The sequence below is a fragment of the Streptomyces sp. NPDC056580 genome (assembly GCF_042793175.1).
Classification (GTDB): Bacteria; Actinomycetota; Actinomycetes; order Streptomycetales; family Streptomycetaceae; genus Streptomyces.
Genome location: NZ_JBHTVE010000005.1, coordinates 134,236 through 158,627 on the forward strand (window position 1 = coordinate 134,236; position 24,392 = coordinate 158,627).

Consider the following 24,392-nt stretch of genomic DNA (forward strand, 5'->3'; position numbering starts at 1 on the left):
GCGGGCCTGCTCGGCGCACGGTGCCGGCGCGCGGGTGCCGACGTGCGCGCACGGCGCACGTCACCAGCGCTGCGTACGGCACACGTCACCTGCGCTGCGCGCGGACCGGCGCGCACCGGGCGTACGGCGCCGCGCCGAGGGCCGGATCGTGGCGCAGACCGCTCTCGCAGCGGTCCTCACCTCGACCGCGCCCCGCCCGGACCCTGCTCACGCCGGGCGGCTGACGGGTCGACATCAGGGGCGTCGCCCTCAGCTGACCGCGGCGTAGTTCTCGTAGACCTCGTCGCTGTCGAGGGACACGATGCCGGCGCCGCGCTCGTACTCCGAACGCGCGGTCTCCAGCAGCCGGCGCCAGGAGGTCACGGTGGGACGCCTGCGCAGCAGTGCGCGGCGCTCCCGCTCCGTCATGCCTCCCCACACGCCGAACTCGACGCGATTGTCCAGCGCGTCAGCCAGGCATTCGGTGCGTACCGGGCATCCGGTGCACACCGCCTTGGCCCTGTTCTGCGCTGCTCCCTGCACGAACAGTTCATCCGGATCGGTAGTGCGGCAGGCAGCCTGCGCACTCCAGTCGGTTACCCAGCCCATACCGGCGCCGTCCTCTCCCGAATCGAGGCTCCCCCACGGCGGCAGCGGCATATTCACCGCCGCCAGTTGAGGACGTTACGGAAGGTGGGCACGGCGCAACACCCCCGTCGGGCCCAATCTTGAATGGTCCGAACGGACTATGGGTAAGCGGCAGATCACCCGGGGGAGTGAGCTGACGACATGCGCGACCATCCCGGCATACCGGGACGGCTGCGGTGCGCCACACCGGGCGCCAGGTGACACACGAGGCGGATTCGGACACGCCCCGCCAGGAATCCAGGGGTACTTCCAGAACGATCAGGGGTACTTCCGGAACGATCCGGGGTCGTCAGACGTACCGATGTGTGGCCGCGCCGCTGTGACAGTTACGAGCAGCTTAGGCCAAGGCCTGCGGGCCTGTCCGGCGAATGAGAACCTGGGCCCCTCTTCGTCGTGCCATGACAGCGGCCGCCGGCCGCCCGGCCCGGTACGCGCACGTCACGATCCGGCACCCGAACCTCCCGACGGAGGGCCGCTCCCTCGGAACGCTCATGAGTACGGATTAGGCTGCCCCCATGGCAAAGAAGCGCTCGAGCGGCGGCCTGTCCGCAACGCAGCAGGCTGCCAAGTTCCTCGGTGTCAGTGTGCTCGCGGGAGCCGTGATGGCGGGCATCGCGCTGCCCGCGGCCGGCGCCCTGGGCCTCGCGGCCAAGGGCTCGGTGAAGGGCTTCGACGAGATCCCGGCCAACCTCAAGAGCCCCCAGCTCAGCCAGCGCACGACCATACTGGACAGCCAGGGGCGGCAGATCGCGACCGTCTACTCCCGTGACCGCACGGTGGTGGACCTCAAGAACATCTCGCCGTACATGCAGAAGGCGATCGTCGCGATCGAGGACTCGCGTTTCTACAAGCACGGCGCGATCGACCTCAAGGGCGTGCTGCGCGCCCTGAACAAGAACGCGCAGAGCGGCGGTGTCGCCCAGGGCGCCTCCACCCTCACCCAGCAGCTCGTGAAGAACTACTTCATCGAGGAGGCCGGCGACGACCCGACGAAGGTCGCCGAGGCCACCCAGCAGACCCTCGGCCGCAAGGTCAAGGAGCTGAAGTACGCGATCCAGATCGAGGAGAAGCTCGGCAAGAAGAAGATCCTCGAGAACTACCTGAACATCACCTTCTTCGGCGAGCAGGCCTACGGCGTCGAGGCGGCCGCCCAGCGCTACTTCTCCAAGCACGCCAAGGACCTGAACCTGCAGGAGTCGGCGCTCCTGGCCGGCATCGTGCAGTCCCCGAGCCGCTACGACCCGGTGAACGACGAGGCCGAGGCCACCAAGCGGCGCAACACCGTGCTGCAGCGCATGGCGGAGGTCGGCAACGTCTCCCAGGCGGAGGCAGACCGGGCGAAGCAGGAGCCGCTCGGACTGCACGTCAGCCAGCCGAAGAACGGCTGCATCACCGCCACCAAGGGCTCGGCGTTCTTCTGCAAGTACGTGGAGAACGTCTTCCTGACCGACCCGACCTTCGGCAAGACCCGCGAGGAGCGCGCCAAGCTCTGGAACCGCGGCGGCCTGACGATCCGTACGACGCTCGACCCGCAGGCCCAGGACTCCGTCCAGGCCTCGCTGAAGGACCACGTCTACAAGTCCGACAAGGTCGCCGCGGCCGCCACGCTGGTCGAGCCCGGCACCGGCAAGGTCCTGGCCATGGGCCAGTCGAAGCCGTTCGGCTACGGCGACAACGAGACGGAGTACAACTTCTCGGTCAACCGGGACATGGGCGGCTCCAACTACGGCTTCCCGACCGGTTCGACGTTCAAGCCGTTCGTGGCGGCGGCCGCGATCGAGGGCGGCAAGCCGGCGACGCAGGAGTACTCGGCTCCGTACAAGATGAACTACCCGAGCCCCGTCCAGCGGTGCAGCAGCAACCCTTACGTCAACACCAAGAGCGAGACGGTCGAGAACGAGAACGAGTCGGAGAAGGGCCCGTACCGCATGAAGGAGGCGATGGCCAAGTCCATCAACACCTACTTCGTGCAGCTCATCTCCGACATCGGCCTGTGCCCGGTGGTCAAGATGACCGACGCGCTCCACGTGGTGCAGGGCGACGGCTCGAAGCTGCCGGAGACCCCGTCGATCGCGCTCGGCTCGATCGGTCTCTCCCCGCTTACCATGGCGAGCGCCTACGCCACCTTCGCCTCTCGCGGTATGTACTGCACCCCGGTCGCCATCGAGTCGATCGTCCAGAAGGTCGGCAACGAGCAGAAGTCGCTCGAGGTGCCCAAGTCGACCTGCTCGCGGGCGATGAGCGAGAAGACCGCCGACACGGTCAACACCCTGCTGCGCGGCGTGGTCGACTCCGGCACCGGCCAGGAGGCGGGCCTGAGCGACCGTGAGAGCGCGGGCAAGACGGGTACGACCGACGAGCGCAAGAACGCCTGGTTCGTCGGCTACACCCCCAACATGTCCGGTGCGGTCTGGGTGGGCAGCGCCAAGCAGAACGTGAAGATGACCGGGATCAGGATCGGCGGCGTCTACCGCGACCTGGTCTTCGGCGGTCAGGTCCCCGGTCCGATCTGGCGGGACGCCATGGCCGGCGCCCTCGCCGGCAAGGACGCCCCCGACTTCCAGTTGGTCGACATCCCCGACGACCAGGGGGACGGTGGTGACCAGGGAAAAGGCGATCAGGGGGGACGCGACAAGAACGGGGACAACACGGGGGGAACACTCGGGGGCCTGATCGGAGGACTCACGGCCGGGGGCACAAGCCAGGGCGGTGACACCGGCGGCACCGCACCGACCCCGACCTTCTCCCTCCCCGGCGGCTTCCTCCAGGGCCAGACGAACGGCGGCACCCACGGAAACGGGAACGGCGGGCGCCGGGGATAGGCGCGGCCTTCGGCCGGACGACCGTGATAAGGGGGGCCGCGCCCTCGGCGGATGAGGGTGCAGGGACGGGGCGGGGCCGCGCCCTCGGCGGATGAGCGTGAAACGGCGGGGGCCGCACCCTCGGTGGATGAGGGTGCGGCCCCGCCGTCGTGCACGCGGCATCCGGGCCGGCCCGCACCCCCGTGGGGTACGGGCCGGACCCGCGTCTCAGCCCTGCAGCAGCTTCTTCACCGCGGCGGCGACGCGGCCTCCCTCGGCCTGGCCGGCCACCTTCGGGTTCACGATCTTCATCACGGCGCCCATGGCCCGCGGACCCTCGGCGCCGCCCGCCTTCGCCTCCTCGACGGCCTGGGCGACGATCGCGTTCAGCTCGTCGTCGCTGAGCTGCTTCGGCAGGTAGGCGGCGAGGACCTCGCCCTCCGCCTTCTCCCGCTCGGCCTGCTCGGCACGACCACCCTGCGCGAAGGCCTCCGCCGCCTCACGGCGCTTCTTCGCCTCGCGGGTGATCACCTTCTGCACCTCGTCGTCGGAGAGCTCGCGCTTTTCCTTGCCCGCGACCTCCTCCTTGGTGATCGCGGTGAGGGTCAGCCGGAGCGTCGAGGAGCGGAGCTCGTCGCGCCCCTTGATCGCGGCGTTGAGGTCGTCCTGCAGCTTCGACTTGAGCGTGGTGGTCATGGGGACGATTGTCTCAGGTACCGGGGCGCGCACGCCCACCGATTTAGCGGCGGCCGGTCCCTGACCGACCGCCGGGTCTGACACGATGGTCGTATGCGCGCGCGATACGGAGTACCCCTGGGAATCATGGCGGCAGGCGCCGCCGGAGTGGCCTACGCGGCGGGCTTCGAGGCCCGTTCCTTCCGCCTCCGACGAGTGACGGTCCCGGTCCTCCCGCCGGGCATGGGCCCGCTGCGCGTCCTCCAGGTCTCCGACATCCACATGGTGCGCGGCCAGCGCAAGAAGCAGCGCTGGCTGCAGTCGCTCGCGGGGCTGCGCCCGGACTTCGTGATCAACACGGGTGACAACCTCTCGGACCCCGAGGGCGTCCCGGACGTCCTGGACGCGCTCGGCCCGCTGATGGAGTTCCCGGGCGCGTACGTCTTCGGCTCCAACGACTACTACGGCCCCAGGCCCCGCAACCCCGCCCGCTACCTGGTGGAGAAGATGAGCGGCCGCCACGGCCTGAACGGCAACCCGCCGGCCGTGGGCGTGGTCCACAACCCCTGGGAGGACATCAGGGACGGCTTCGACGCGGCGGGCTGGCTGAACCTGACGAACACCCGGGGCGCCCTGAAGGTGGAGGGCGTGTCGATCGAGCTGACCGGCCTGGACGACCCGCACATCAAGCGCGACCGCTACGCGCAAGTGGCGGGCGGCCCCTCCGGCTCGTACGACTTCTCGATGGGCGTCGTCCACGCTCCCTACCTGCGCGTCCTCGACGCCTTCACGGCGGACGACTACCCCCTGGTCCTGGCCGGCCACACCCACGGCGGCCAGCTGTGCATTCCCTTCTACGGCGCCCTCGTCACCAACTGCGACCTGGACACGGACCGCGTGAAGGGCCTGTCCCGGCACACGGCGGAGGGCCGCACGTCGTACCTGCACGTCTCGGCGGGCTGCGGCACCAACCGCTACACCCCCGTCCGCTTCGCCTGCCCGCCGGAGGCGACGCTGCTGACGCTGGTGGGGCGGGAGTAGGGGGGCCGGGGGCGGGGCTCGGAGTTTCGGGCCGGGGTTCGAGGGCTCGGGGCCGGGGCGGACGCGCACCCATTCGGACCGCCCCATATAGCCCCATTCATCCCCCCTGCCTAGCGTGAGGGCATGACCGCCCCGATACCCAGGGACATCCCGGACCTTCCCGCGCTGCCGCGCCCGCCCCACCGGCTGCCCGCCCCGGTCCCGGCCACGGCGGTGGTGGCTCCGGTGCACCGTCCGCTGGCGGCGCTGTTCCGGCTCCTGACCGCCCTCACCGCGGCCGCCGGCGTCGCCCTGGAACTGCTCCTCGGCTCCCCCGCCCGGACCCTCAGCTACTTCAGCGTCCAAGCCGGCATCCTGCTGGCCGTCGTCATGCTCTCGTCGGCCTCCAGGGCCTGGCGGACCCGGCGCCCGCTGCCCGCGTCCGTGACCGGCGCCGCGCTGCTCTACGCCCTGATCGCCGCGCTGACGTACCACCTGCTGCTGGCCCACGCCACGCCCCCGTTCACCATGACGGGAGCGGCCCCGCCGCCCGCCCGCTGGCACGCCCAGTGGACGGCGCTCCAGCTCCTCCACACGGTGGCCCCGCTGGCGGCCCTCCTGGACTGGCTCCTGCTCACCCCCGCGGCCCGCCTGCACCTCCGCAACGCCGTGACCTGGCTCCTCTATCCCCTGGCCTACCTGGTCTTCTACCTCACCCAGGCCGCGTTCCTGCCCTCCTCCACCCCGTCCCGCTACCTCTATCCCTTCCTCGACGCCCAGACCCACGGCTACCGCGACACCCTGGCGAACGCCCTCCTCATCGGCCTCGCCATCTACGCCGTGGCGGTCCTCCTCGTCACCCTGGACCACGTCCGCCCGAGTCCGGTCCGCCACCGCGGCTAAACCGGATTTCGTCTCCGGCCACCAGTGGGCTAAAGTAAACGACGTCGCCGCGACAGCAGCGACATCGGGGTGTAGCGCAGCTTGGCAGCGCGCTTCGTTCGGGACGAAGAGGTCGTGGGTTCAAATCCCGCCACCCCGACACAGGTCAGAGGCCCATTCACGTGATCGTGAATGGGCCTCTGAGCGTTTGTACAGCAGCGGAGTACAGCAACCGTTATGGCTCTTGACGGCCATCCCCGTCCGGCTGCTCCTCCTGATCGCGTTTGCCCTTCTTCTTGCCGTCCTTCCGCTTGCTGCCGCCCAGAGCCTTCCCGAGCTTCCGGAGGGCCCGCCTGGTGTCCGCCGAGGGAACGTGCGTGTACACCTCCATGGTCACCGCGATCTCGGAGTGCCGGAGGATCTGCATCGCGATCCGAGGGTGGACGTCGAGAGCAGCCAGAAGCGACGCACACGTGTGGCGGGTGTCGTGCACGCGGATCCGCCGGACGCCGGCACGCTCGCAGCGGCGGTCGAACTCGCGGGTGAAGTTCCGCGGCTCCACCGGAGTGCCGTTACGGGTAGCGAAGACGAGGTCCGATTCCGTCCAGAGATCCGCGGCCCGCTCCCTCGCCACCTCCTGCTCCTTCTTACGGAGACGTAGAGCCGCCAGGCAGATGTCCGGCAGCGGAAGCACCGCCTCGGAGGCCTCTGTCTCCGCCCCGCTTCAGCCCGGCCGGCGCCCGTACCGTGCTCAGAGCAATCAGCCGCCTGATGCCGGAGAAGGGGTACATCGCGGCTGGGGCGGTCGGCTCCACGGCTTTAGGCAGCCACTTTGGCGCGAGCCTCGAAGATCATGGCCCCAACGTCGTGCTTTACCGGGCAGGTCCACAGACTGCCCGACGCGCCGGAAGCTTACGGGGCCATGATCACTCGCGCCAAAGCAGCTCCAGCCCAAAGCCGCTCCACCGACCTTAGGGCCAACCACTAGATGTAGTGGGAGGATGAAAAACGACCACCACATCTAGTGGTGGCTGGCCATGTGAGTGGTGTAGCTTTCCACTAACAGCACGTCATATCGTATGTGGAGGGAGTGAGATGCCCACACGCCAGCTTATTCGGGCATACGTAGATGAGACTGGCGATCGCGGTATCTCCGCTACAGCGTCTCCGTACTTCTCCTTCGCTGCCGTCCTGATCGCGGACGAGCAGGAAGCCGTAATGCGCGCGGCCCTGTCCCAGCTCCGGCGCGATCTTAGGGTGCCGCCCGGTAAAGCTCTCCACTGGAAAGATCACGTCAAGGTCTACCCCAGGCGCCAGTACGTATCCAAGATCCTCTCGCAGGTACCAGGCGTCAAGATCGTGTACGTGGTCGTCGAAAAGGCGGCAATCCCCGCGCACGCTGGGATGAGACAGGATCAGGTGATCTTCTACAACTTCGCCGCGGGCATGATCTTGGAAAGACTGTTGCTCGCCGCCGGCGACTGGCCGGGTGGCGCCCGTGACATCGTCGTGAAATTCGGGCACGTGCGGGGCTTCGACCATCGAACCACTTGCGACTACTTCAAGATCAAGACGCAGCAAGGCCCAGCGTGGGTGCCGTGGCGCCTACTCCGCGGTCAGCCGACTTTTGAGGACCAAGCCAAGTGGGATGGCCTCCAGGCCGCCGACCAGTACGCAGGAATGCTCAGCGCTGCCATACGTCCTGACGGTTATGGCGGCTACGAGCCTGCGCACTTGCTTGCGATACGTCACCAGATACGGCGCAGTGGTCGAGGCGTGACACGCAACTACGGTTTCAAGATCCTTGGCAACGAAGCTACCTTCACGTCTTTGCCGTGGTGGCCCAAGGAAGGTCTGTAACACAGCAGAAGGGCCACCTAAGAGGCCCGGGGCGCTTCAACCGACATCTCGGAAGGGTCTGGCAGCAGACCAAGCGTTCTCCCCGCGACCACTTAGGTGGCCCTTGCTTGCTTCCTCTACCCTAGCGGGTTCAAGTTGCAAGGGGCCACACCGCGTACGAGGTTCGTCCGAACGTGAAATCTGATCGTGAGGGCGACTTGTGGCTACCGCCTAGCTGAGGCGATCTATGAGGTTACCGGGACTGCTGGTGCCATTCAGCGATGCTACAAACGCCTCTAAGGCGAGCTCGTAAGCCGTCGTACAACCGGCACACCCGCCTCGACCGTTGACCCGATGATGCCCCAGCCGGTGATCTGGGTAAGGCAGCGGGCAGGCAGCAAGCAACGGGGCCGCGACCGATCCCCCGATCCGGTCGCGGCCCCGAGTCTCCGGGTGTTGAGGCTGGTCACGAGCCGCAGCAGCCACCCGCCGCTCGCTTCTTCGACCGGGGCGTTTGCGCCGAGCTGGATCAGCTGGGGTGCCGGGGCGCAGCATCCGCCACCGCTCTGGTCTGCCTCGGGGGTGTCGAACAGGCCCGCTCCGCCGCACACCCCGGTTTCCAGGAGGGTGAGTTCGACGCGGTTGGCGGACTCGAGGTCGCCGGCGAGGGCGGCCACGACGGAGCGGACCTGTTCATAGCCGGTCATCGCGAGGAACGTCGGAGCGCGGCTGTAGGACTTCATGCCGACGAGGTAGACGCCCTGTTCCGGGTGGGCCAGCTCCTGGTAGCCGTCCGGGTAGACGGTGCCGCAGGAGTGCTGGTTGGGGTCGATCAGCGGAGCGAGCGCGGTCGGCGCCTGGAGGCGTTCGTCCAGGCCAAGGCGGATCTCCGAGAGGAACGACACGTCGGGGCGGAAGCCGGTCAGCACGATTACCTCGTCCACCGGCTCCAGGCGGCGGCCGTCCTCGGCGACCAGGACCAGGCGCCCGTCGCCGTCGCGCTCGATAACCTCGGTGCGGAAACCCGTGACCGCGTCCGCGTGGCCGTCGTCCACTGCCGCCTTTGCCGCCAGGCCGAGGGCGCCACGGGCCGGGAGCTGGTCGGCGGTGCCGCCCCCGAAGGTCGCCCCGGAGATGCCTCGGCGCAGGATCCACACGGCCTTCGTGTCCGTGCCGTAGTCGGTCTTGGCCAGGTCGGCGAGGTAGGCCAGCGCGGTGAACGCGGAGGCTCCGGAGCCGATGACGGGGGTGCGCTTGCCCGTGTACCGGGCGCGCACAGCCGGGTCCTTGAGGTCGGGGACGCGGTAGGTGATGTTCTCGGCGGCTGCCCGCTCGCCGAGGGCGGGCAGGCCGCTTCCGCCGGCGGGGCTGGGGATGGTCCAGGTCCCGGAGGCGTCGATGACCGCGCGGGCGAACAGGCGCTCCTCCCGGCCGTCGGCGTGCTCGACATGAACGACGAAGGGCTGCGTTTCGCGGTCGGCGTCGACGATCCGGTCACGGCCAGTACGGGAGACGCCGGTCACCCGGGCACCGGTGCGGACCTTGTCCCCGAGCACGTCCGCGAGGGGCTTCAGGTAGAGGTCGACCCAGTCCCCGCCCGACGGGTAGGTGCCCGCGTTCCGCACCATGACCGCGCTTCGCGTTGGCGCGCCTGCGCCACAGCTCCATAGGGTGATGCGACTCACCGGAGCGGACTGTGTCCTCGATGTCCGCGCCTCCGTCGAGGAGGCCGCAGCGTCCTAGCACCGGCCATTAGCCACGCGACGTCCAAAGCGGGGCCGGTCTTGTTGCTATGCCTGCGGCCCCTCAACATCCCTCCGGCTGGACACGACCTGCCGCGCGATCGTGGACAAGGCCAGCTCACGACCCTCGTCAACGACAAGCCAACCCTTGCCCAGGAGCGATTGCAGCAGGGGGCGGACCTCTTCGCCCAGTTCCTCTGCCAAGTCGTCGTCCGTGAGGGAGAAGCCATCCTGTACACGGCTCGCCACGTGGAACACGACGGCTTCCTCCCCCGCGGTGATGTCGAAGTCCATGACGTGAAGGTATGCGAGCCCCGTGGCCGCAGCACGCCGATAGCGCCTGAAGCCGAGGTACCGCAGCGCACAGGCCAGCCGCACCAGCCAGGCCGCCGACGAGACCCCGGCCGCGGCCGGATGCGCCTGCGGCCGATCCGAAGGGCCTGGTCAGCCCGCGCCCGTGCGTCTCAACAGCGTGCTTGAGGCCGGTTTAGCTGCAGCGAGACACACACGCACCTGGCCGGTCGGCGTGCCCGCCGCCGTGGCTGACTTTCGTCGGCTGAGGCACAGACGACCTACGGGACGAGGGGCCGTCCTCGCGGGCGGAGGGCGCCCATGGGCTCGACTCTTGACGCACCATCGGCCCCGCTTGCCGCCGCGTAGATGCGAGGTGCAATGTAACCGCCATATAGAACTGAGGTTCGAGAGAAAGGAGGGGTTAACCGGACTAAATTGAGCAAAGCTACGTATAAGTAGAAACGGGTTGTCTGCGCTGAACGGGACCACTCATCATGAAGCATGAGGATGCTCCGCGCGCGGATCGAAAATTTCCGCTGCCTACAATCGGCTGAAGTCCGCTTCAATGATGTGACCTCCATCATTGGGCCGAATGGGGTTGGAAAGTCCACTATCCTCCGCGCTCTTGACTGGTTCTTCAATGGGGAAAAGGGAACATCACTGAGCACCGACGATCTCTGCGTCGATGCAACGTCAAACAAAATCCTTGTCGAGGTGGAGTTTGATTCGCTCACCCCCGGTGATCGGGAAGAGCTAGGTCACTACGCCCCCGCAGGCGTAGAAACGGTAACCATCTGGCGGACTTGGGAAAATGGCGACGACAAAATCACCGGCAAGGGGAAGACGTTTCCTCCCTTCGAGCTAGTACGCAGCCAACCAAATGCCACCAGCAAGCGACGCGCATACAATTCACTCCGAGACGAGCGACCTGAGCTCGGACTACCCTCCGCCGGCAGTGAAGCTCTTGTAGAAGAGGCCATGACTGTCTGGGAAAGAAATCACCCCGAACAGCTCGTCGAGTCCGATATCCAGGCTACTAATTTTTTTGGCTTCGCCGGGAAAGGAAAGCTGGCAAGTCTTTTTGAGTTTATTCTGGTTAGTGCCGACCTGCGGGCGCTTGAGGAGTCGACTGACACACGTTCCGCAATCTTTGGGCGGATCATTGAACGCGCAGTCGATAGAAAGGTAGCTGACTCGGAACTTGCCGACCTCGACGCTCGCCTCAACCTGGAGCGGGCCCGTATCTCAACGAAGAACTTTGCACCACAGTTGGATCTGATCTCTAAAGAGCTCACGAAAGCGGTTGAGGTCTTCTCGGCCGGTAGAAACGTTGCGGTCTCCCCTGTCGACACGCCTTACAAGCCAGTCAAGGCATCTTTCAAGGTAAGTATCGTTGATGGCCCAGTAGAAACCAGCGTGGAGCGGCAGGGACATGGTTTCCAGCGCGCAATGATTATCGCGGCTCTCAAGCTACTGTCGGACCGTAGCGGTGGCGGTTCGCGTTCCAATTCATTGTGCCTGGCCATTGAGGAACCCGAACTGTACCAGCACCCTGTACAGGCGCGCGCCTTCGCTCAAGTCCTGAGAACAATTGCAGAAGATCCTACGCAAATGGCTCAAGTGGCTTACGCCACTCATAATCCCATTTTCGTAGACCCTCATCACTTCCACGAAATTCGCCGAATCAGCAGAATTCACAGTGGGACTAGTCAGAGGGCTCTCTCTATCGCTCACGTGAGCGTTGCTGACGTGATCGAAGCGCTTTCAGGATTCGTCCCCGAAGAGAGAGTGAAAAAACAGATTGGCGCGGCGATTTTGCACCGCTTGGCAGAAGCGCTCTTTGCTTCTGCCGTGGTGCTAGTCGAGGGTGACACTGACAAGGCGGTTCTTGAAGGTTGCGCTACGCGCAATGGTTCACCATTGAGCGTTGAAGGGATTCACGTAGCAGAGGCCGGAAATAAGACGGCCATCTACCTCAGTCATGCGATCCTGACCCTTCTTGGGATTCCCTGCTTCGTTGTCTTCGACGCCGACGCAGGTGTCGGTATCAGGATGGAAGCGAAGGGCAAGGGCTCTCGCGACATCCGCGACGCAGAACTGAAGGAACGCGCAGAGAACCACAGGCTCCTCATGTACCTCGGCCGCCGTGGTGTTGCAGACCTGCCACACACCCACGCAGATAGCGACTACGCGGTTTTCGCTGATCGCCTTGAGGAGACATTGAGGGATGAGTGGCCGGAGTGGGGTGAGAAAGTTCAGGACCTGATCCATTCCGAATTGGGGTACAGCGAAAAAAACTCACATACGTACGCCCGGGCAGCATTTGAAGCTCCTGGAGAGGTACCCACCGTGATCAAGCAAATCATCGAAAACGTCAAGGCGATGGCCAGGAAAGGACAGTGATGGATAGAACACCTGTCACCTCCTCCAATATCATGGCTATTGGATATGACCCTGACAGTAGGGTGCTGGAAATAGAATTCAGGTCCGGCATCTACAGATATTCTTCCGTTCCGGAGGCTGTCTTCGAGGGGCTGATGGAGGCTTCTAGTCACGGCCGCTACTTTGCTCAGATGATAAGAGGCCGTTTCGACTTCTCACGGCTTGCGTAGTTGATGGGACATGCCTCAAGAGGTGGTGTCCCATCAACCATTTCGAATCCCGGGCCTTGGTGACGGGCCGCCCCGCCGCTAGTCTGATCAGTCCCTAGCGTCATATTGCCAGCAACCAGAGCACACCACCAAGGGAGAGGACTGTGATGCCCTGCATCTCTGCGACCTCACCGGACATGGCGGACTGACCTATGCCGTATGCCGCTTGGGTCTTCGCGATCCTCGCCGAGATACCGTCGGAGGGCTCCACGCTCGCGTATGACGACGCGTTCGAGCCGATACCCGGTGGCCCTATCGATTGGGGGCTAGTCGATGACTTTCTCGATGCCGCCACGGTTGCCGGCGTCGAGTGGCTTGACCCGTGGTTCGTCCATCCTTACCGCAAGAAGCCCGAAGGCGCCTTAATCCGCTGTAGCCACGGTGATGGGACCGAAAGCCTGTGGACCGGCATCCACATCGAAGACCACCGTCCGTCCACAATTGCCCCGACATGGGGCGACGCTATCTCTTGGACCCTGACAAGTATGACCACTTTGTCAAAGGCCATGGCAACGATCCGCCGTTCTGCCCGGGGTCCCGTTAGTGTCCACGCCGCGGATAACCACCCAGAGCCAGAGCCCAAGGAGAGTAAAGAGGTGAACCCAGGCGGTTACGCGCCCGACGGTGAAACAGGTCCGGAGGAATACGCCTCGGAGGCGGAAGGGGCTGAGGGGTACGCGTCCGGAGGGACTACGTCCCTGAATACGCAGGAAGCCGAATGGGCGCGTACCATTCTTGCCCATCTCGGAGAACACGAACACGCGCCGTTCGAGGGTGAGGTTCACTGGGGCCATATAGCTGACTTCTTTGATGCTGCTCGGGAATGCAATATTCATTGGCTGTCCTTCTGGGAGATCTTGCCATATCGAAATTCACGAGAACTTGCACTGGTTCGTCATGTCAGTCTCGACGAAGACCAAGCTGAAGAAGTGCTTCAGTGGGATCGCGTCAACGTGCGAAGCCATGTCCCGAGGGACGATACCCCTACGTGGGGCGATATCGTTGTCTATGCCATTCAAAGCGTGACTGAATTGTTCGACAGTGGTCCAGTCCTATACACTCCAGTTTCTGACAGTGAGAGCCGTTCGCCCGAAACAGATGAGCAGCCCCAGTCGCCCAGTGAGGATCACGTCGACCGGTTGCTTTTGTATCGGCGTACGGCCGCCGCCCTGCACAGTCGGATACGGCTTTCGCGCATAGCGCGATCTCTAGTCGTCGGATCCACTGTTACCTTCTTCCTCGTGGTGGTTGGAGCGCTCGCCGTCAACGCTGCTACGTGGCGGCAGCTCGACATGAAGCCATACAACATCGTCGTCGGCGCCCTCCTGGCTTTCCTGTCCTTCATCTTTGCTGCCGGAATGCGCATGGACACCGGCCAGCCGAAGGATGAGGGAAAGAAGTCGCTTGCCGTACTGAAACTGGACCTCGAACTGCTGGAGGAACGGCGCATCCTGGAAGCTGCTCAGGGAGCCCGATCCTCGAAGGATCGCCAGCACTCCTACCGTGAATCCATCCCGCAGGAGATTGACCGACTGCGCGGCGAGACACGACGCTACCGGCGGGTGCATAATTTTTTTCAATGGGGCCTTTTCGGCGCTTCAGTGGCGATATCGGTGACCACGGCCATCTACGATCCTCCACAGCCTGGAAAGGGTGTCTTGATAGGGCTGGGGGCGTTCGTCAGCTTCAACACCGCCGTAACCGGATACTTCAAGTTCAGGGAACGCGCGTTCAATCTCCAGCAGACTGCCGATGCGATCGAGCAGCATGTGACCGCCTACGACCTGGCCATTACCCCCTACAACCAAAGGGACGAAACGGCCAACCTGGAGCGACTGGCTGAAACCGTCGAGTCACTACGGGTGGAGCAGCGCAAGCGCGAGCAGCAATTGGAACAGCCTCACCAGGGACAGCAAGACGTCATCTGAGCGGCAGCGGCTGGCACTTGGTGTAGCTGAACCGTTGGGCGTCGACGCTGCGGAACGCATAAGTACCTGTTCGAATATCCAGGCAACTCAAGAGGCCGGGCTGGGCGCTGAATCTCTCGCCTGAGGGTGACGCGCGGTCAGCATAATGCCGACAGAGCCGACACAGCCCCGGTGCTTATCGCGCGCCACCGCCTCGTTCGACCACCAGCCGTGCTGGACCGGCCGGCCGTAGCTGGTGAGCGGCCGAAACCGGTCACGCGAACCTGATTCCTCTCGACCGGCAGGGCTCGCGGACGATGGGCCCGCTTTCGTCTCCAGCGCGAGGTCTGCAGGACCTCGCTACTCTGCGCCGAACTGCGAGCAGTCTGCCCCTGACGATCAGTCCGGGGAAAGCGCTGTGGCCGCTGCTGTACAGCAGGAAAGTACAGCAACCTCCTCGACCGCAACCAGCTGCTGGTAGCCCTCAAAGACCGACTGACCAGCTCAGCAGACCTCAATGACCACCCTGCCGAGAGTTCGGGACGAAGAGGTCGTGGGTTCAAATCCCGCCACCCCGACAGCCGAAGCAGCAGGTAGACCACCTAGGAACGTTCCTAGGTGGTCTTCTTGTTTCTGTCTGCGTGTCTATCTGAGTGACTACCGCTTCCGCGTGTCTACGGCCGCCGTTCCTGCGTGCCGAAGATGCCGTCCATGACCACGGCGCCGGTCTGGATCACGGGCCGGATCTGCTTCCGGTAGACCTCCTCAGTCACGGCCGTCCCGGAGTGCCCGACGAGCCGAGAGATCTCCTCCAGCGGCACGCCCCGGTCGGAGAGGAGGGACACGAAGCTGTGCCGCAGCTCCCGCGGAGTCCACTCGTCGGCGTTGATCCCATCGATGCCCTTGAGCGCCTGGCGGAAGGCACGGCGGACGTTGGCGGCATCGAGCGGCTTGCCCACGGCCGACGAGAAGACCAGGCCGTGTTCCTCCCACTCCTCATCAGCGGCGAGCCGGTCCCACCCCTGATCCTCGAACTGCTGCCAGAGGGCATCCACGCAGCGCGCCGGCAGAGCGAGCGTGCGCGCGACTTCCGGGTCTTGGTGTCCCCACTCCTTCGCACCGACCGCCAGACCGCGGCCACAAAGCCGGCAGCGTGGCTGAGGCCAGTGGGGCTGCAGCGAGACACACGCGCACCCGATCGGTCGGCGCGCCCAGGCTCGTGTAGACGTGCCCCCCGCGTGCCCGATGCGGCGAGCACTGACGGGGAACAACCGGGGGTCTGGGGCATGGCACCGCTGAGCCACAGGTCAGCAAGTCCGCAGCTAGGGAGCGACCCGCATACGCGATCTTCCAAACTAGCTACGCGGGTTCGATTCCTGCCGCCCGCTCTGAACGCCGAAGGCCCAGGCAAGAGGTTGTTTCCCTCTCCCTGGGTCTTCAGCCGTTCCTGGGGCGCGTTAGCCTGCGGCAGCGCGCTCAGGGCTTGAAGGAGCCCTTGGTCTGTTCCTTCGTGCCCCGCATCTTGCCTCGTGCTTCGAGAGCGGCGCCTTTCGCCGCGAGCGTTTCCTTGTGCATCGCGTGGGCTGCCGTCCGCACGGTCTTTCCGACGATCTGTTCGGCCTTTGCCTTGGCCCGTTCTCCGGCGCTCATCTCGGTACCTCCGTGGGTCTCACTGACCGTGTGCCCCTGTAGGAAAAGGGTGAAGCCACCCTTGCGGGCCGCGTTGGCAGAGGGCGGCCGAATGCCAACGGGCCCGACGCGGAGGGGTTCCAGATCCGCTCCCTGACTTATCAAGATCATCGACTCCGCCGGCCTCAGTTACTGTCTGGAGGTCCGAGAGTCGGGCGCAGTGACGGGGAGGCCGCTGCCGTGCCAATACGTGAGAACTTCGCCAAGCTTTTCAAGACCATGGAGAGGACTCCTGACGGCGACCCGTTCGCGGCAGGGCGCCCGTGCCAATGCTCGCCGGAGTGGCCCGGCTTGGAGACGACGGCGAACGGGTACATGCTCCTGGCTCAGCCCTCCAGCCACTACAGCGTTCTCACGAACCCCGAGGTCGGTCCGTTCGTCGCGCGCTGCACCGGTTGTCACGCTCGCTATCCCCACCCTTGGGTGATCCCGCAGGGCGCGCCGATGCCTTTCGACTGGGCTCGTGAGAATCCGCCGAGCGCGTGAGCGCCGAGCCGGCTCAGTACGGTGAGAATCTCACTCGCAGCATGGGATGCCGGGACAAGGCCACGCGTGCCCCCTGGGTGCCCGATCGGACGGCCACAGACTGGGGGCAGCGGGGAACCTCGGCGGGTCGCCCGGACATTCGCAGGTCAGCCTCTTGCCAGGTCAGCCCAGATCCGGTTACGCGATCTTCCAAACTAGTAGGCCGCCGATCGGGAGTAGAAGCCCTGTCCGTACTCCTCGGGCCCGACGGTGAAGTCGTTCGGACGATCACGGCGTAGTTCCTCATACCGTGCCGCGAACACGTCGATGGCTTCATGAATCGTGCAGGATCCTGCGCGTGGAGGCCTTGCCGTTCGGTGGATCTTCTACTGGGGGGCAGTCTGACTGCGTGACAACGCCGACGAACAGCGGCGGACGCACACGAACGTCCGCGGACCATCAGCGCAGCTGAGAGCCACACCAGCCCAAGGCAGCACCCCCAACCAAGTTGCTTCGGGACGAAGAGGCCGTGGGTTCAAATCCCGCCACCCCGACACAGGTCGGAGGCCCATTCACGTGATCGTGAATGGGCCTCTGGGTGTTTGCGGTGCCAGGCGTGGGCCTCTCGCTCTCACGCGATGCGGCGGAGCCAGTCCTCCACGCGCTCGCCCACCTCGCCGACCGTGGTGACCTCGCCGTGCCCCGGGCACACCACCGTCTCGGGGGGCAGGGTGACGAGGCGCTCGCGGATCGACTGGATCATCGCCTGGAAGTCGGAGTCCTCCGGCCCGATGGTTCCAGGGCCGCGTGAGAACAGCATGTCCCCGGTGAAGACGCTGTGCAGCGCCGGATCGTACAGACTTACCGATCCCGCCGTGTGTCCCGGAGTATGACGTACCGTCAGGGCGGTTCCGGCGACGTCGATCACCCGGCCGTCGACGAGTTCCTCGTCGGGGACACGGCTGGGAAAGCTGCGGCGCCACAGCTCCAGGTCGTCCGGGTGCAGCATGATCGGAGCGCCGGTGCGGTCCGAGAGAGCCACCGCCGCGTCGACGTGTCCGTTGTGTGCGTGGGTGCACGCGATCGCCACCACGCGTCGGTCGCCGAGCGCCGTGGCGATGACGTCCGGCTCGTGTGCGGCGTCGACCACCATCGCCTGCTCGTCGTCACCGATGATCCACACGTTGTTCTCCATCGGCGTGGTGTCGGCGTCCGACCCGGCCACGACACCGGTCGTCACCACGCACTCGACCCGCGCGGTCACGACATCACCGTCGGGAGCGCTCGGCTGCGGGCAGTCACCCGCGCTCTGGGGTCCTTCGCCTGCCGTTCCATGGAACAGCCCCTTTCCGGATGAGGCCCTTCACTCCAGTGGACCCCGCCGGGCATGCGGCAGCAACCGGCAGGTCTTCCCCTACCGGGGCGTATGCGCTGAACTGCAGGAACTCATGGCCCGTCCGCGGCACGGCGGGATCGATGCCGGCCCTGCCCAGTGGCCGGGGCGACAGGTATGGGTTTGACTGGATCTGTTGGTGATCACGCCGGCGGACGGCCTGACGACGACTGGGGCAGGGTCGCATGGAGTACGACGCATTCCTGGCGAAGGCAGCGGAGCGGGCGGGCGTCTCCCTTGACGTCGCGGAGACCCTCACACGCGCCACCCTTGAGGTACTCGCCGACCGGATCAGCGGGGGAGAGGCACAGGACCTCGCGGAGCCGCTGCCGGAGCCGCTTGAGAGCTGGCTGCGCACGGACGAGGAGATCGCGAAGGGCTACGGGGCCCAGTCATTCGTCCGGCGTGTGGCGGACCGCGCGGAAGTGCCCCGCGAGCTCGCGGAGGCCGGGATCCGGGCAGTCCTGGCCACCCTGAGGGAAGCGGTCGGCGACCAGGAGTTCCGCGACGCGACCGCGCAACTGCCCAGGGAGTACGACATCCTGCTGTCCACACCCGCGGGCCCGGCCGGCGCCGGCTAGCGACCGTTTCGTCAGCCGCGCCGTCGCCGCGATACGGAAACCCATCGCGGCGATCAAGGCACTGTCACCGAAGCCGGCCCAGGCCGGGGGCGGCCGCTCGAGTCGCGCGAGAAGTTTGCCACTGAGCGCAGCCGCACGGTGGCGTCCAGTCCGCCACCCGGAGCGATGTGCAGGGTGATCTCGCCGCCGGAGGCCTGGACGAGGTGGCGGACGATGGGCAGGCCAAGGCCGGTTCCGTCATGGTGGGAGTCAGAGGCTCGCCAGAAGCGGTCGAAGGCGCGGGCTCGGTCGGTCTCGGTCATGCCGGGGCCTTGGTCGATGATGTGGAGTTCGGCGCCGGGCGCGCGGTGGAGCGTGATGGTCGTGCCGGACGGGGAGACGCGCAGTGCGTTGGCGACCAGGTTGTCGATGACCTGCTCCAGGGCCCCTGGGAGTGCCCACACCGGGCCGGCGCGGTGGCCGGTCACGGTGAGCGCCACGTACTGTTCGGCGGCCAGTGGTTCCCACATGGCGACTCGGTCGGCGATGACGGTGTCGAGGTCGACCGGTTCCGGGGTGGTGGCGCTGTTCTCCAGGCGGGCCAGGCCGAGCAGGCCCTGCACCATGCGGTTGAGGCGTTCCACCTCGCCGATGGCCTCCTCCAGGCTGCCGTGCGCCCGGGGCGCGAGGTAGGGCTCGAAGTTCTCCAGGCGCAGGCGCAGCGCGGTCAGCGGGGTCTTGAGCTGGTGGGAGGCTTCGGAGGCGAACGCCTGCTGTGCCTTGAGGAGTTGTTGCAGGCGGGTGGCTGTGTGGGTGAAGGCGGCGGCGAGGCTGCGGAGTTCGGGCGGCCCCGTGGTGGCGTCCGGCGGGTTGGTGAGCCGGCCCTCGGCGAGCTGGGCGGTGGCGGCTTCCAGGGTGCGCAGAGGGCGGGTGATCCACCGGGCGAGGGCGAAGGCGGCCAGCGCCACGGCGGCCAGGATGCAGGCTCCGGCCAGGGCGAGGGCGCCCCAGATGCGGTGCACCCGGGCGTTGACCTCGGCCATGGGGTACGTCAGGCGCAGGGCACCCCTGATGGTGGTGCCGGAAGAACCGGGCATCGTGGCTGACAGCGACTCGTCTGCGTCGGCCACCGTCGGCTGGTTGTGCAGGGCTCGGGCGATGTCCGGCTCGGCGGCGATGCTGGTGCCCACGCGGCCGGACGGGTCGGAGTCCGCCAGGACGATGCCCTGCCGGTCGGTGACGACGACGCGGCCGCCCGTGCGGGTGGCGTAGTCGCCCACGACATCGGGCAGGGCGTCCAGGTCGCCTTTCTCGATGTTCTCGGAGAGCAGCAGCCCAGCAGATCCCCAAAGTTTCACCACCGATGACAGCAGCCAGGCTGTCTGTCCGAGGCTGCTCAAGTCAGCTCGCGGCCTCGCGTACCGGTGTCAGCCGGCATCTGGCGAGGCTCCGGCTCGCCGGGCTCGTGGAGACGCGCCGCGAGGGACGTCACGTGTACTACAGCCTCCGGGACGGACATCTGCGGCGGCTGGTCATGGAAGCCCTCAGTCACGCGGATCACCGGGTGAGCGGCCAGGCCCTCCACGACTGAGCGGGCCGCCCGGAGCACCGGTCGAGACGCCCTGTCAGCCAGCCGCCGGGGCGATCTCGTCGACGAGGGCCCGGACGCGCTTCTCGATGTCGTCGCGGATGGGGCGTACGGCGTCGACGCCCTGGCCGGCCGGGTCGGGGAGCTGCCAGTCGAGGTAGCGCTTGCCGGGGAAGACCGGGCAGGTGTCGCCGCAGCCCATGGTGATCACGACGTCGGACGCCTGGACCGCCTCGGCCGTGAGCACCTTGGGCACCTCCGCGGTGATGTCGATGCCCGCCTCCGACATCGCTTCCACGACGGCCGGGTTGACGCTGTCGGCGGGGGCCGAACCGGCGGAGCGGACCCGGACGCGGTCGCCCGCGAGGTGGGTGAGGAAGGCGGCGGCCATCTGGGAGCGTCCGGCGTTGTGGACGCAGACGAACAGTACGGACGGGGCTGCGGTGTCAGGCATGTGCGGGGTCTTCCTCGGGTGCGGGTGCGGGGGCGGCCGGAGCCGTGAAGTGGCGGCGGGCGTACAGGGCGACGTACACGAGGCCGATCAGCACGGGTACTTCGATGAGGGGGCCGACGACCCCGGCGAGTGCCTGGCCGGACGAGGCGCCGAAGGTGGCGATGGCGACCGCGATGGCCAGTTCGAAGTTGTTGCCCGCGGCGGTGAAGGCCAGCGTCGTGGCGCGCGGGTGGTCCAGGCCGACGGCGCGGCCCAGGGCCATCGAGCCGGTCCACATGACGGCGAAGTAGACCAGCAGCGGCAGTGCGATCCGGGCGACGTCGAGGGGTCGTGAGGTGATCGCCTCGCCCTGCAGGGCGAAGAGGACGACGATCGTGAACAGCAGCCCGTACAGGGCGAAGGGGCCGATGCGCGGGATCAGTCTGGTCTCGTACCAGGCGCGGCCCTTCGTGCGTTCGCCCACGCGGCGGGTGAGGTAGCCGGCCGCGAGGGGGATGCCCAGGAAGACGAGCACGCTGCGGGCGATCTCCCACACCGGCACATCAAGGCCGGTCTGCTCCAGGCCGAGCCGGCCTGGCAGGACGGAGAGGTAGAACCAGCCCAGCGCGGAGAACGCGACCACCTGGAAGACGGAGTTCAGGGCGACCAGGACGGCGGCGGCCTCGCGGTGGCCGCAGGCGAGGTCGTTCCAGATGATGACCATGGCGATGCAGCGGGCCAGGCCGACGATGATCAGGCCGGTGCGGTAGGCGGGCAGGTCCGGCAGGAACAGCCAGGCCAGGGCGAACATGAGCGCCGGGCCGGCGATCCAGTTGAGCAGCAGCGACGGCACCAGCAGGCGGCGGTCGCGGGTGACGGTGTCGAGGCGGTCGTAGCGGACCTTGGCCAGCACCGGGTACATCATCACCAGCAGGCCGAGGGCGATCGGCAGGGACACCCCGGCCACGGTCACCTGGGCGAGTGCGTCTCCGAGGCCCGGGACCAGGCGGCCCAGGCCGAGCCCGGCGGCCATGGCGGCGAGGATCCAGACGGCGAGGTAGCGGTCGGTGAAGGACAGCCGGCCCGCCACCTTCGGTCCGGGCTCGGCAGCGCTCACGAGGCGGCTCCGGCCGGCGCGGTGCGGGCGGGGAGGGGCCGGCCCGCGGGGCGGCTCAGGATGCCCGCGAGGCGGTCGGTCATCTCCGGGACCAGCCGGTAGTAGACCCATGTGCCGCGCCGCTCGGAGTCGATCAGGCCGGCCTGCCGCAGCAGTTTCAGGTGGTGGGAGATCGTCGGCTGGGACAGGTCGAAGGCCGGGGTCAGGTCGCAGACGCACACCTCTCCGCCCGCCCTGGAGGCGATCATCGACAGCAGGCGCAGCCGCACGGGGTCGCCCAGCGCCTTGAACACCCTGGCCAGCTCGACGGCCTGGCCCTCGTCCAGGGGCGCGGTCAGCAGTCCGGGGCAGCACGCTTCGGCGCCGTCGCCCTGACCGAGTACCGCCCGCTCTTGATTCGACATGCCTCTATGTTGACAGTCTTCGATACAGGACGCAATCTTGCATCGAAAGACATCAATGCAACCCGATGGGGGTCCGCCATGTCCCGTGTTCAGCTCGCCCTGCGCGTCAGCGACCTGGAGGCGTCGATCACCTTCTACTCGAAGCTGTTCGGCACCGAACCGGCCAAGCGGCGCCCGGGCTACGCCAACTTCGCCATCGCCGAGCCACCGCTCAAGCTCGTCCTGATCGAGGGCGAGTCCGGCGAGGAGACCCGCCTCGACCATCTCGGCGTCGAGGTCGGGTCCACCGGCCAGGTCCGCGCCGCCACCGCCCGCCTCGAGGAGGCCGGCCTGGCCGCCTTCGAGGAGAACGACACCTCGTGCTGCTACGCCCTGCAGGACAAGGTGTGGGTCCACGGCCCCGGCAAGGAGCCGTGGGAGGTGTACGTCGTGAAGGCCGACGCGGACACCCTCGGCAGGAGCGCCGCACCCGACGCGCCCGGCGACGGCTGCTGCGCCGGCCGGGTGCCCGAGGAGGCTCCGGCGGCCGCAGGATGCGCCTGCGGCCGGTGATCCGGGCGGTGCCGGGGGTTGTTCCGACGGCCCCCGGCCCACTTCGTGCGTCGACCCGTACGGCTGAGGGGTCGGGTCAGCGCACGTCCACGAAGTCGCCGGTGGCGTTGACCGCGGGGGTGGTCGCCGTGCCGGCGAAGCTGTAGCGGAAGTAGCCGTCGGCGGAGGCGGTGACCGTGGCCTTGAGGCTGCCCGTGGAGGTGGTCCTGATGGTCTTCAGGGTGGTGTAGGCGCTGCTGCCCTTCTTGCGGAACTGCAGCTTCACCGGCTGGCTCGCGTAGCCGTGGTACTCGTTGTCCTCCCAGTTGGCGCGGGAGAGCTTGCCGGTGACCGTGACGGCGCGGCCCTTCTTCACCGGCTCCGGCGAGGCGTTGACCGTCAGCTTCGAGGCCCGCTGCACCTTGAACGTGGTGGCCGCGTCGCGGTGGATGAAGTCGTAGTCGTTGGCCGAGACGAGCGTGCCGAGCTTCCAGGTGGCCGCCGCGCCGTTGTCGACGAAGCCGGTGGACGCCTGCGGGTCGAACGTCAGCGCGCCCGAGCAGGTGGACGTGGTCGCGTTCGCCCTGACGCAGGTGATGTCACCGTCGTCCGCCCAGATCTGCGCGTAGTTCGGGGTGGGCCCGAAGGCGCTGATGTACGTGGTCCTGGCGATGCCCGAGTCGTCGGACGCGGTGACGGAGACCTTGGCGGACACGACCTTGGTGGTTCCGACCACGACCGGCTTGCCGCCGTTGACGACGACCTTGTCGATCGTGATGTTGCCGCTGCCGCCGTCCTCCGCCTGGGCCGAGGAGGCGCAGACGGCCGTGGTGAGCAGCGAGACGCCCGCGCCGAGAAGCGCGAGACGCGTGGTTGTGCGCATGGAGGTCCCCCTGTGAAGTCCTGATCGATCAAGAGGGAGCGTAGAGCGTTGGCCAAGGGTTCGGCATGCCCTTTGCGTGCTTCGGCGCCGCCTCAACGTGACCGAGGGCGGCGGCCACGCGATCTTCGACGTCATCGACGTCGACGGCGACAACGAGATCGGCAAGGACGAGTTCGCGCGCTTCCTGCGGGGCGTGTGGCAGAGCGACGCGCCCGACGCGATGGAGGCGTTCGACAGGCTGGACACGGACGGGGACGGCCCGGATGAACACGGCTCCGCCCGGGAACCCCGCCGCCAACTTCTACGTTGCTGTAGAAGATGCGGTCGCGCTTCCCAGCGGCCGCAACGCCGTCTATCGCATGTGGAGTTGGTTGGCATGGCCCTGTGGGACCGCATCAAGGAGTCCGCGTCTCAGATGCAGACCCAGTTGGTGGCGAAGAAGAACGACCTCAAGAGCGGTGCCTTCCGTGACGCGAGCATGGCCATGTGCGCGCTGGTCGCGGCTGCCGACGGGACCGTCGATCCCTCCGAGCGGCAGCGCGTGGCCCAGCTCATCGGCACCAACGAGGTGCTGCAGAACTTCCCCGCCGACGATCTGCGCCGCCGTTTCGAGGAGAACCTGAACAAGCTCACCGCGGACTTCGCCTTCGGCAAGGTCAGCGTCATGCAGGAGATCGCCAAGGCGAAGAAGAAGCCCGCCGAGGCCCGGGCGGTGATCCAGATCGGCATCGTCATCGGCGGCGCCGACGGCGACTTCGACAAGGACGAGCAGGCCGTCGTGCGGGAGGCGTGCTACGCGCTGGACCTGCCGCCGCACGAGTTCGACCTCTGACAGGAGGGCCCCGGGCGGAAACGCCCGGGGCGCCTCGCAGGGGCGGTGGAGGCCCGGGC

Annotated in this window: 21 protein-coding genes, 1 tRNA gene and 4 pseudogenes; 13 read left to right on the plus strand and 13 right to left on the minus strand. The window is 66.9% G+C overall.

What is annotated here, in order from left to right; genetic code table 11:
• Positions 1–249: 249 nt before the first annotated feature.
• On the minus strand, positions 250–588 hold the full coding sequence (gene wblA, locus ACFQ9Z_RS11945) for a transcriptional regulator WblA (RefSeq protein WP_174266212.1): 339 nt from the start codon (positions 586–588) through the stop codon (positions 250–252).
• 554 nt (positions 589–1,142) lie between these two features.
• On the opposite strand from wblA, the gene ACFQ9Z_RS11950 reads away from it, so the two are divergent.
• On the plus strand, positions 1,143–3,449 hold the full coding sequence (locus ACFQ9Z_RS11950) for a transglycosylase domain-containing protein (RefSeq protein ID WP_383014827.1): 2,307 nt from the start codon (positions 1,143–1,145) through the stop codon (positions 3,447–3,449).
• A 207-nt stretch (positions 3,450–3,656) separates the two neighbouring features.
• Here the strand turns inward: ACFQ9Z_RS11950 and ACFQ9Z_RS11955 are convergent, their stop codons facing one another.
• Positions 3,657–4,124, minus strand: coding sequence for a GatB/YqeY domain-containing protein (locus ACFQ9Z_RS11955; protein WP_383014830.1), 468 nt, complete (start codon positions 4,122–4,124; stop codon positions 3,657–3,659).
• A 93-nt stretch (positions 4,125–4,217) separates the two neighbouring features.
• On the opposite strand from ACFQ9Z_RS11955, the gene ACFQ9Z_RS11960 reads away from it, so the two are divergent.
• From ACFQ9Z_RS11960 to ACFQ9Z_RS11970, 3 genes are all read left to right on the plus strand, one after another.
• Entirely contained in the window at positions 4,218–5,144 is a 927-nt protein-coding gene (locus tag ACFQ9Z_RS11960; protein ID WP_143629726.1) for a metallophosphoesterase, read from the plus strand.
• A 123-nt stretch (positions 5,145–5,267) separates the two neighbouring features.
• Positions 5,268–6,026: a Pr6Pr family membrane protein gene (locus ACFQ9Z_RS11965; RefSeq protein WP_383014834.1), complete on the plus strand. Its 759-nt coding sequence runs from the start codon at positions 5,268–5,270 to the stop codon at positions 6,024–6,026.
• A gap of 65 nt (positions 6,027–6,091) precedes the next feature.
• Positions 6,092–6,165 (plus strand) — tRNA-Pro (locus ACFQ9Z_RS11970).
• A 75-nt stretch (positions 6,166–6,240) separates the two neighbouring features.
• Here ACFQ9Z_RS11970 and ACFQ9Z_RS11975 read toward each other — a convergent pair.
• Positions 6,241–6,639, minus strand: coding sequence for a tyrosine-type recombinase/integrase (locus ACFQ9Z_RS11975; protein WP_383014838.1), 399 nt, complete (start codon positions 6,637–6,639; stop codon positions 6,241–6,243).
• Positions 6,640–7,100: 461 nt separating this feature from the next.
• Here ACFQ9Z_RS11975 and ACFQ9Z_RS11980 point away from each other — a divergent pair, with 461 nt between their 5' ends.
• Entirely contained in the window at positions 7,101–7,865 is a 765-nt protein-coding gene (locus ACFQ9Z_RS11980; protein WP_383014841.1) for a DUF3800 domain-containing protein, read from the plus strand.
• 445 nt (positions 7,866–8,310) lie between these two features.
• Here the strand turns inward: ACFQ9Z_RS11980 and ACFQ9Z_RS11985 are convergent.
• Together ACFQ9Z_RS11985 and ACFQ9Z_RS11990 are read right to left on the minus strand one after the other, a co-directional pair.
• A pseudogene (locus ACFQ9Z_RS11985) lies at positions 8,311–9,454 on the minus strand (flavoprotein); the annotation flags it as partial.
• Between the two features lie 180 nt (positions 9,455–9,634).
• On the minus strand, positions 9,635–9,880 hold the full coding sequence (locus ACFQ9Z_RS11990) for a hypothetical protein (protein ID WP_383014844.1): 246 nt from the start codon (positions 9,878–9,880) through the stop codon (positions 9,635–9,637).
• Positions 9,881–10,387: 507 nt separating this feature from the next.
• Between ACFQ9Z_RS11990 and ACFQ9Z_RS11995 the strand changes: the two genes are divergently transcribed.
• From ACFQ9Z_RS11995 to ACFQ9Z_RS12005, 3 genes are all read left to right on the plus strand, one after another.
• On the plus strand, positions 10,388–12,283 hold the full coding sequence (locus tag ACFQ9Z_RS11995) for an ATP-dependent endonuclease (RefSeq protein ID WP_383014847.1): 1,896 nt from the start codon (positions 10,388–10,390) through the stop codon (positions 12,281–12,283).
• On the plus strand, positions 12,283–12,492 hold the full coding sequence (locus ACFQ9Z_RS12000; RefSeq protein ID WP_383014850.1) for a KTSC domain-containing protein: 210 nt from the start codon (positions 12,283–12,285) through the stop codon (positions 12,490–12,492). Before ACFQ9Z_RS11995 ends, ACFQ9Z_RS12000 begins: the two co-directional genes overlap by 1 nt.
• A gap of 191 nt (positions 12,493–12,683) precedes the next feature.
• Positions 12,684–14,459 carry an SLATT domain-containing protein gene (locus ACFQ9Z_RS12005; RefSeq protein WP_383014853.1) on the plus strand — a complete coding sequence of 592 codons (1,776 nt, stop codon included), beginning with the start codon at positions 12,684–12,686 and terminating at the stop codon, positions 14,457–14,459.
• A gap of 653 nt (positions 14,460–15,112) precedes the next feature.
• On the opposite strand, the pseudogene ACFQ9Z_RS12010 reads toward ACFQ9Z_RS12005, so the two are convergent.
• From ACFQ9Z_RS12010 to ACFQ9Z_RS12020, 3 genes and pseudogenes are all read right to left on the minus strand, one after another.
• Positions 15,113–15,573, minus strand: a pseudogene (locus ACFQ9Z_RS12010) (tyrosine-type recombinase/integrase); the annotation flags it as partial.
• 341 nt (positions 15,574–15,914) lie between these two features.
• Positions 15,915–16,088: a hypothetical protein gene (locus ACFQ9Z_RS12015; protein WP_381426670.1), complete on the minus strand. Its 174-nt coding sequence runs from the start codon at positions 16,086–16,088 to the stop codon at positions 15,915–15,917.
• 1,135 nt (positions 16,089–17,223) lie between these two features.
• A complete protein-coding gene (locus tag ACFQ9Z_RS12020) occupies positions 17,224–17,856 on the minus strand; it encodes an MBL fold metallo-hydrolase (RefSeq protein ID WP_383014858.1) in 633 nt (210 codons plus the stop codon).
• 314 nt (positions 17,857–18,170) lie between these two features.
• Here ACFQ9Z_RS12020 and ACFQ9Z_RS12025 point away from each other — a divergent pair, with 314 nt between their 5' ends.
• Positions 18,171–18,566 (plus strand): DUF2267 domain-containing protein, encoded by a 396-nt coding sequence (locus ACFQ9Z_RS12025; RefSeq protein ID WP_383014861.1) that lies wholly within the window; start codon positions 18,171–18,173, stop codon positions 18,564–18,566.
• A gap of 53 nt (positions 18,567–18,619) precedes the next feature.
• Here ACFQ9Z_RS12025 and ACFQ9Z_RS12030 read toward each other — a convergent pair whose 3' ends face one another.
• Entirely contained in the window at positions 18,620–19,945 is a 1,326-nt protein-coding gene (locus ACFQ9Z_RS12030) for a sensor histidine kinase (RefSeq protein WP_383014863.1), read from the minus strand.
• An 8-nt stretch (positions 19,946–19,953) separates the two neighbouring features.
• Here ACFQ9Z_RS12030 and ACFQ9Z_RS12035 point away from each other — a divergent pair.
• Positions 19,954–20,136: pseudogene (locus tag ACFQ9Z_RS12035) on the plus strand (winged helix-turn-helix domain-containing protein); the annotation flags it as partial.
• Positions 20,137–20,170: 34 nt separating this feature from the next.
• Here ACFQ9Z_RS12035 and ACFQ9Z_RS12040 read toward each other — a convergent pair.
• The 3 genes from ACFQ9Z_RS12040 to ACFQ9Z_RS12050 are packed head-to-tail and all read right to left on the minus strand — an operon-like array spanning position 20,171 to position 22,087.
• Entirely contained in the window at positions 20,171–20,587 is a 417-nt protein-coding gene (locus ACFQ9Z_RS12040; protein WP_383014866.1) for an arsenate reductase ArsC, read from the minus strand.
• The gene (arsB, locus tag ACFQ9Z_RS12045; protein ID WP_383014869.1) at positions 20,580–21,683 is read right to left on the minus strand and encodes an ACR3 family arsenite efflux transporter; all 1,104 of its coding nucleotides are present in this window, start codon (positions 21,681–21,683) and stop codon (positions 20,580–20,582) included. Before arsB ends, ACFQ9Z_RS12040 begins: the two co-directional genes overlap by 8 nt.
• Entirely contained in the window at positions 21,680–22,087 is a 408-nt protein-coding gene (locus tag ACFQ9Z_RS12050; protein ID WP_383014872.1) for an ArsR/SmtB family transcription factor, read from the minus strand. The genes arsB and ACFQ9Z_RS12050 overlap by 4 nt, the downstream gene beginning before the upstream one ends.
• Before the next feature lie 78 nt (positions 22,088–22,165).
• Between ACFQ9Z_RS12050 and ACFQ9Z_RS12055 the strand changes: the two genes are divergently transcribed.
• Positions 22,166–22,639, plus strand: coding sequence for an ArsI/CadI family heavy metal resistance metalloenzyme (locus ACFQ9Z_RS12055; RefSeq protein WP_383014875.1), 474 nt, complete (start codon positions 22,166–22,168; stop codon positions 22,637–22,639).
• 76 nt (positions 22,640–22,715) lie between these two features.
• On the opposite strand, the gene ACFQ9Z_RS12060 is transcribed toward ACFQ9Z_RS12055, so the two are convergent.
• Positions 22,716–23,501, minus strand: coding sequence for a calcium-binding protein (locus ACFQ9Z_RS12060; protein ID WP_383014878.1), 786 nt, complete (start codon positions 23,499–23,501; stop codon positions 22,716–22,718).
• A 97-nt stretch (positions 23,502–23,598) separates the two neighbouring features.
• Here ACFQ9Z_RS12060 and ACFQ9Z_RS12065 point away from each other — a divergent pair.
• Positions 23,599–23,682, plus strand: a pseudogene (locus ACFQ9Z_RS12065) (EF-hand domain-containing protein); the annotation flags it as partial.
• 195 nt (positions 23,683–23,877) lie between these two features.
• Positions 23,878–24,333, plus strand: a complete 456-nt coding sequence (locus ACFQ9Z_RS12070) for a tellurite resistance TerB family protein (RefSeq protein ID WP_143629752.1) — start codon at positions 23,878–23,880, stop codon at positions 24,331–24,333.
• Positions 24,334–24,392: the final 59 nt, after the last annotated feature.